This is a genomic window from Streptomyces sp. NPDC089919, from assembly GCF_040684615.1.
Classification (GTDB): Bacteria; Actinomycetota; Actinomycetes; order Streptomycetales; family Streptomycetaceae; genus Streptomyces.
In genome coordinates, this window is record NZ_JBFBGK010000194.1 from 1 (window position 1) to 6,259 (window position 6,259).

Annotated in this window: 4 protein-coding genes; 3 read left to right on the forward strand and 1 reads right to left on the reverse strand. The window is 75.2% G+C overall.

The features are described 5' to 3' along the window. Positions 1 to 347: 347 nt before the first annotated feature. Positions 348 to 1,715 carry a diaminopimelate decarboxylase gene (locus tag AB0O40_RS37210; RefSeq protein ID WP_365050602.1) on the reverse strand — a complete coding sequence of 456 codons (1,368 nt, stop codon included), beginning with the start codon at positions 1,713 to 1,715 and terminating at the stop codon, positions 348 to 350. A 104-nt stretch (positions 1,716 to 1,819) separates the two neighbouring features. On the opposite strand from AB0O40_RS37210, the gene hutU reads away from it, so the two are divergent. The 3 genes from hutU to AB0O40_RS37225 all read left to right on the forward strand — a co-directional run bounded on the left by hutU (position 1,820) and on the right by AB0O40_RS37225 (position 6,104). Beyond that, the gene (hutU, locus tag AB0O40_RS37215; RefSeq protein ID WP_365050604.1) at positions 1,820 to 3,484 is read left to right on the forward strand and encodes a urocanate hydratase; all 1,665 of its coding nucleotides are present in this window, start codon (positions 1,820 to 1,822) and stop codon (positions 3,482 to 3,484) included. A gap of 74 nt (positions 3,485 to 3,558) precedes the next feature. Continuing rightward, positions 3,559 to 4,761 (forward strand): allantoate amidohydrolase, encoded by a 1,203-nt coding sequence (locus AB0O40_RS37220; protein ID WP_365050608.1) that lies wholly within the window; start codon positions 3,559 to 3,561, stop codon positions 4,759 to 4,761. Beyond that, complete coding sequence (locus AB0O40_RS37225; RefSeq protein WP_365050606.1) at positions 4,752 to 6,104, forward strand: formimidoylglutamate deiminase; 1,353 nt, start codon at positions 4,752 to 4,754, stop codon at positions 6,102 to 6,104. The genes AB0O40_RS37220 and AB0O40_RS37225 overlap by 10 nt, the downstream gene beginning before the upstream one ends. The last annotated feature ends 155 nt before the right edge of the window (positions 6,105 to 6,259 follow it).

Here is a 6,259-nt window from a genome sequence, read left to right on the forward strand (position 1 = left end):
GGGGGGGGGGGGGGGGGGTTTGGGGGGGGGGGGGGGGGGGGGGGGCTCCGCGCAGCGGCCGGGCCCGGGCCCGGAACCCGCGCCTCAAACGCCGGCGGGGCTGGAATTGCCACTCCCCGGCGGGGCGGGGATGTCCCCGGCGCGGCCGGGCGCAAAGGGTGGGCGGGGCCCAGGTTTCGGGGCTCCGCCCCGGGCCCCGCGCCTCAATCGCCGGCGGGGCTGGATGTGCGCGGCCGGACGCAAAGGGTGGGCCGGGCCCAGGTCGGGGCTCCGCCCCGGGCCCCGCGCCTCAATCGCCGGCGGGGCTGGGTTTGCCACTCCCCGGCGGGGCTGGAAATGCCACCCCCCTACGCCCCCGCCACCCCACCCCCCGCCTCCGACACGATGGACGCGATCGATTGGGCCGGGCGGATCGGGAGGAAGTGGACGGTCGGGCCGTCGAGGGTGAAGCCGTGGACGGGTGGGCGGGGGAGGCTGTTGTAGCCGTAGTGGGCGGTGAAGAAGTAGGCACCCGTGTCCGGTACGGCCAGCAGGTCGCCGGGGGCCAGCGGCGGCAGGGGTCGGTCCTCGGCCAGCAGGTCGCCCGCGAAGCAGGCCGGGCCGGCCACGTCCTGGGCCACCGGCGGCTCCGTCTTCGGCACGCCCTTCGCGTCGTAGGCGAGCATCCGCAGCGGCCAGACGTCCGGGGCGTAGACCGTCCGGGTGGCCAGCTGCACCCCGGCGTGGGTGACCGCGATCGGCCGCCCGCCCGCCGACTTCGTGTACTCCACCCGCGTGAGCACCAGCCCGTGCTTGGCCAGCAGCGACCGGCCGAACTCCGTGACCAGCCCGTACTCCCCGGTGAACAGCCCCGGCACGGCCGCCCGCAGGGCGGCCACGTACCCGGCGTACCCCGGCCCCGGCGCGTCCGAGGTGAAGTCCACCGGCAGTCCGCCGCCGATGTCGAGGGTGTCGACCTGGCGCCGGCCGGCCGCCGTGTTGATCTCCTCGGCCAGCCGCCACAGCTCCCGGACCCCCTCCGTCATCAGGGCCGGCGGCAGGCCCTGGGAGCCGGAGTGGGTGTGCAGCCGGGTCAGCCAGGGCCGCTCCAGGAAGGCCCGCACCACCCATTCCCGGGCGCCCGGGTCCCGCAGCGCCACCCCGAACTTCGAGGTCGCGGTGGCGGTGGACAGCGCGCCGATGGTGCCGGCCCCGGTCTGCGGGTTGATCCGCAGGCCCAGCGGTGAGGCGGTCGGCGCGGAGCCCATGAGGGCGTCCAGCCGGGCCAGCTCCTGCGGGTTGTCGGCGTTGACCGCGATGCCCAAGGCCAGCGCCTCGCGCAGCTCGGCGGGGGTCTTGGCGGGGGAGTCCAGCACGGTCAGTTCCGGCGGCACCCCGGCCGCCCGGGCCAGCGCCAGCTCGCCGGGGCTCGCCACCTCGCAGCCCAGCCCGCAGTCGGCCAGCAGCCGCAGGACGGGCACCAGCGGGCAGGCCTTGACGGCGAAGGCGTGCAGCACCGGCGTGCCGGCCGGCAGGGCGGCCCCGAAGGCGGCCGCCAGCGCCGCGGCCGAGGCGCGGATCCCCGCCACGTCCAGCAGGCAGACCAGCGGTTCGTCGCCGTCCCCGGGGCCCACCAGCCCCTGCGCCACGGCGGCGCGTACGGCCAGGTCCCGGCGGGCCCCGGCGGCGGTGGCGGGCCCTTCGGCTCCGGCCCCCTGTGCACTCTCTGCGGCCATGGGAGTCAGCCAATCATCCGGCGTGGCGGCCCGCAGCTGTTGACTGAATCTATTCAGCGGGACAGGATGTGAATGGATTGACCAACATCGGAGGAGGCACCGCCATGTCAGGACCCCGCCCCGTTCGCGCTGCGCGAGGCACTGAGCTCAGCACCCTGGGATGGCAGCAGGAGGCCGCCCTCCGGATGCTCCAGAACAACCTCGACCCCGAGGTCGCCGAGCACCCCGACAAGCTGGTCGTCTACGGCGGCACCGGCAAGGCCGCCCGCGACTGGCGCTCCTTCGACGCCATGGTCCGCACCCTGCAGACCCTCAAGCAGGACGAGACCATGCTGGTCCAGTCCGGCCGCCCGGTCGGCGTGATGCAGACCCACGAGTGGGCCCCGCGCGTCCTGCTCGCCAACTCCAACCTGGTCGGCGACTGGGCCAACTGGGAGGAGTTCCGCCGTCTGGAGCACCTCGGCCTGACCATGTACGGCCAGATGACCGCCGGTTCCTGGATCTACATCGGCACCCAGGGCATCCTCCAGGGCACGTACGAGACCTTCGCCGCGGTCGCCGCGAAGAAGTTCGGCGGCACCCTGGCCGGCACCATCACCCTCACCGCCGGCCTCGGCGGCATGGGCGGCGCCCAGCCGCTGGCCGTCACCATGAACGACGGCGTCGCGATCTGCATCGACGTCGACCCGCGCGCCATCGACCGCCGCATCGAGCACCGCTACCTGGACGTGAAGGCCGACAACCTCGCCCACGCCCTCCAGCTGGCCACCGAGGCCCGCGACGCCCGCCGCCCGCTCTCCATCGGCCTGCTGGGCAACGCCGCCGAGCTGCTGCCGCAGATGCTGGCCGAGGGCGCGCCGATCGACATCGTCACCGACCAGACCTCCGCCCACGACCCGCTGTCGTACCTGCCGGTGGGCGTGGAGTTCGAGGACATGGCCGCGGCCGCGGCGAAGGACCCGGCGGGCTTCACCACCCGCGCCCGCGAGTCCATGGCCAAGCACGTCGAGGCCATGGTCGGCTTCATGGACGCCGGCGCCGAGGTCTTCGACTACGGCAACTCGATCCGCGGCGAGGCCCAGCTGGCCGGCTACGACCGCGCCTTCGCCTTCCCCGGCTTCGTCCCGGCCTACATCCGCCCCCTCTTCTGCGAGGGCAAGGGCCCCTTCCGCTGGGCCGCGCTCTCCGGCGAGGCCTCGGACATCCACAAGACCGACAAGGCGATGCTCGAGCTCTTCCCGGAGAACGAGTCCCTGCACCGCTGGATCAAGATGGCCGGCGAGCGGGTCCACTTCCAGGGCCTGCCGGCCCGCATCTGCTGGCTCGGCTACGGCGAGCGCGACAAGGCCGGCGAGCGCTTCAACGACATGGTCGCCGACGGCACCCTCGCCGCCCCGCTGGCCATCGGCCGCGACCACCTCGACTGCGGCTCGGTGGCCTCCCCGTACCGCGAGACCGAGGCCATGCTCGACGGCTCCGACGCGATCGCGGACTGGCCGCTGCTGAACGCCATGGTCAACGTCGCCTCCGGCGCGTCCTGGGTCTCCATCCACCACGGCGGCGGCGTCGGCATGGGCCGCTCCATCCACGCCGGCCAGGTCACCGTCGCCGACGGCACCCCGCTGGCCGGCGAGAAGATCCGCCGCGTGCTGACCAACGACCCCGGCATGGGCGTCATCCGCCACGTCGACGCGGGCTACGACATCGCCGAGACCGTCTCCGACGAGCGCGGCGTCCGCATCCCGATGCGGGAGGGTGACTCGGCGTGAGCCACGGCTCCGACCTCCCGGTGCCCGGGGCGGCCGCCCCGGGCACCGGGCCCGGTGCCGGCTCCTTCCACGCCATGTGGGACGAGCTGGCCCCCATCGGCCGGCACCCGGACTCCGGCGGGTACCGGCGGTTCGCCTGGACCGGCGCGGACGCCGACTGCCGGGCCTGGTTCAAGGCCCAGGCCGAGGCCCGCGGCCTGACGTACGAGCTGGACCGCAACGGCAACCAGTGGGCCTGGCTCGGCGACCCCGCGGCCGGGGACGCCGTCGTCACCGGCTCCCACCTGGACTCCGTCCCGGACGGCGGCGCCTTCGACGGCCCGCTCGGCGTGGTCTCCTCCTTCGCCGCCCTGGACGAGCTGCGCGCCCGCGGCGCCCGGCCCACCCGCCCGCTGGCCATCACCAACTTCGGTGACGAGGAGGGCGCCCGCTTCGGCCTGGCCTGCGTCGGCTCCCGGCTCGCCGCCGGCCAGCTCACCCGCGAGAAGGCGTACCAGCTGCGCGACGGCGACGGGATCAGCCTCCCGCAGGCCATGGAGGCGGCCGGCTACGACCCCGAGGCGATCGGCCCGGACCCCGAACGGCTCGCCCGCATCGGCGCCTTCGTCGAACTGCACGTCGAACAGGGCCGGGCCCTGGACCTGTCCGGCGACCGGGTCGGCATCGCCTCCGCGATCTGGCCGCACGGCCGCTGGCGGTTCGACTTCCACGGCGAGGCCAACCACGCCGGCACCACCCGCCTGGTGGACCGCCGGGACCCGATGCTGACGTACGCGCAGACCGTCCTCGCCGCCCGCGAGGAGGCCGCGCTGGCCGGCGCGGTCGCCACCTTCGGCAAGATCTCCGTGGAGCCGAACGGCGTCAACGCCATCCCGTCCCTGGTGCGCGGCTGGCTGGACTCCCGCGCCGCCGACCAGGCCACCCTCGACACCGTCGTCACGGCCGTCGAGAAGGCGGCCCGGGAGCGCGCCGAGCGCGACGGCGTCGACCTGCGGATCGTGCGCGAGTCCTTCACCCCCGTGGTGGAGTTCGAGCACGCCCTGCGCGACGAACTGGGCCGGATCCTGGGCGCCGGGCGGGACAGCGCGGTCCCCGTCCTGGGCACCGGCGCGGGACACGACGCCGGAATCCTCTCCGGACAGGTCCCGACCGCGATGCTGTTCGTACGCAACCCCACCGGCGTCTCCCACTCCCCGGCCGAGTTCGCCGCCGAGGACGACTGCGTCGCCGGTGTCCTCGCCCTCGCCGACGTACTGGAAGGCCTCGCGTGCCGCTGACCCCGCAAGCGAAGACGTACTGGCTGGAGCACGCCTGGCTCGACACCCACGTCGAGCCGGGCGTCGCCCTGGACGTGTCCGCGGACGGCACGATCGCCGCCGTCCGCACCGGCGTCGACGCCCCGCCGCCGGGCGCCGAGGTGCTGCGCGGCCTGACCCTGCCGGGCCTGGCCAACGCGCACTCGCACGCCTTCCACCGGGCCCTGCGCGGCACCGTCCAGGTCGGCAGCGGGACCTTCTGGACCTGGCGCGAGACCATGTACACGGTCGCCCAGAACCTCACCCCCGACTCGTACTTCGCCCTCGCCCGGGCGGTGTACGCGGAGATGGCCCTGGCCGGCATCACCGCGGTCGGCGAGTTCCACTACCTGCACCACGCCCCCGGCGGCACGCCGTACGCCGACCCCAACGCCATGGGCGAGGCGCTGATCGCGGCCGCCGCCGAGGCGGGCATCCGGATCACCCTGCTCGACACCGCCTACCTGTCGGCCGGCTTCGGCGAGCCGCCCAACGCCCACCAGCTGCGCTTCTCCGACGGCACGGCCGAGGCCTGGGCCGAGCGGGTCAGCGCCCTCAAGGAGCGCGAGCAGGTCCGGATCGGCGCCGCGGTGCACTCCGTGCGGGCGGTCCCGGCGGACCAGCTCGGCACCGTCGCGGGCTGGGCCCAGGAGCGGCGCGCCCCGCTGCACGTCCACCTCTCCGAGCAGACCGCGGAGAACGACGCGTGCCTGGCGGCCCACGGGGTCACCCCGACCCGGCTGCTCGCCGACCACGGCGTGCTCGGGCCGCGCACCACGGGCGTGCACAACACGCACCTGACCGACGACGACATCGCGCTGCTGGGCGGCACCACTACCGGCACCTGCATGTGCCCCACCACCGAGCGGGACCTGGCCGACGGCATCGGGCCGGCGGTCCGGCTCCAGCACGCCGGCAGCCCGCTCTCGCTGGGCAGCGACAGCCACGCCGTCATCGACCTGCTGGAAGAGGCCCGGGCGATGGAGCTCAACGAGCGGCTGGCCTCGCGGACGCGGGGGCACTGGACGGCCGCGGCGCTGCTGCGGGCCGCCACCGCCGACGGCCATGCGGCGCTCGGCTGGGCCGACGCGGGCTCGCTGGTGGCGGGGTCCTTGGCGGACTTCACCACCATCGCGCTGGACTCGGTCCGGACGGCCGGGCCCGTGCCTCGGCTCGGTGCCGAGACGGCGGTCTTCGCGGCAACGGCGGCCGACGTCCGCCACACGGTCGTCGGCGGCCGGCACGTGGTCCGCGACGGCGCCCACACCGTCGTCTCCGACGTCCCGTCGGCCCTGGCCTCGGCCATCGCCGCCGTCCGCGGCTGACGCCTGGATCCACCCCACCCCGCCCCTTCCCGAAACCGGTGGGCGCTGCCCCCGGATCCCCCGCACCGCCGCTCCGCGACGGTCGCCTCAATCGCCGGCGAGGCTGGAAGATCCAGCCCCGCCGGCGATTGAGGCGCGGGGTCCGGGGCGGAGCC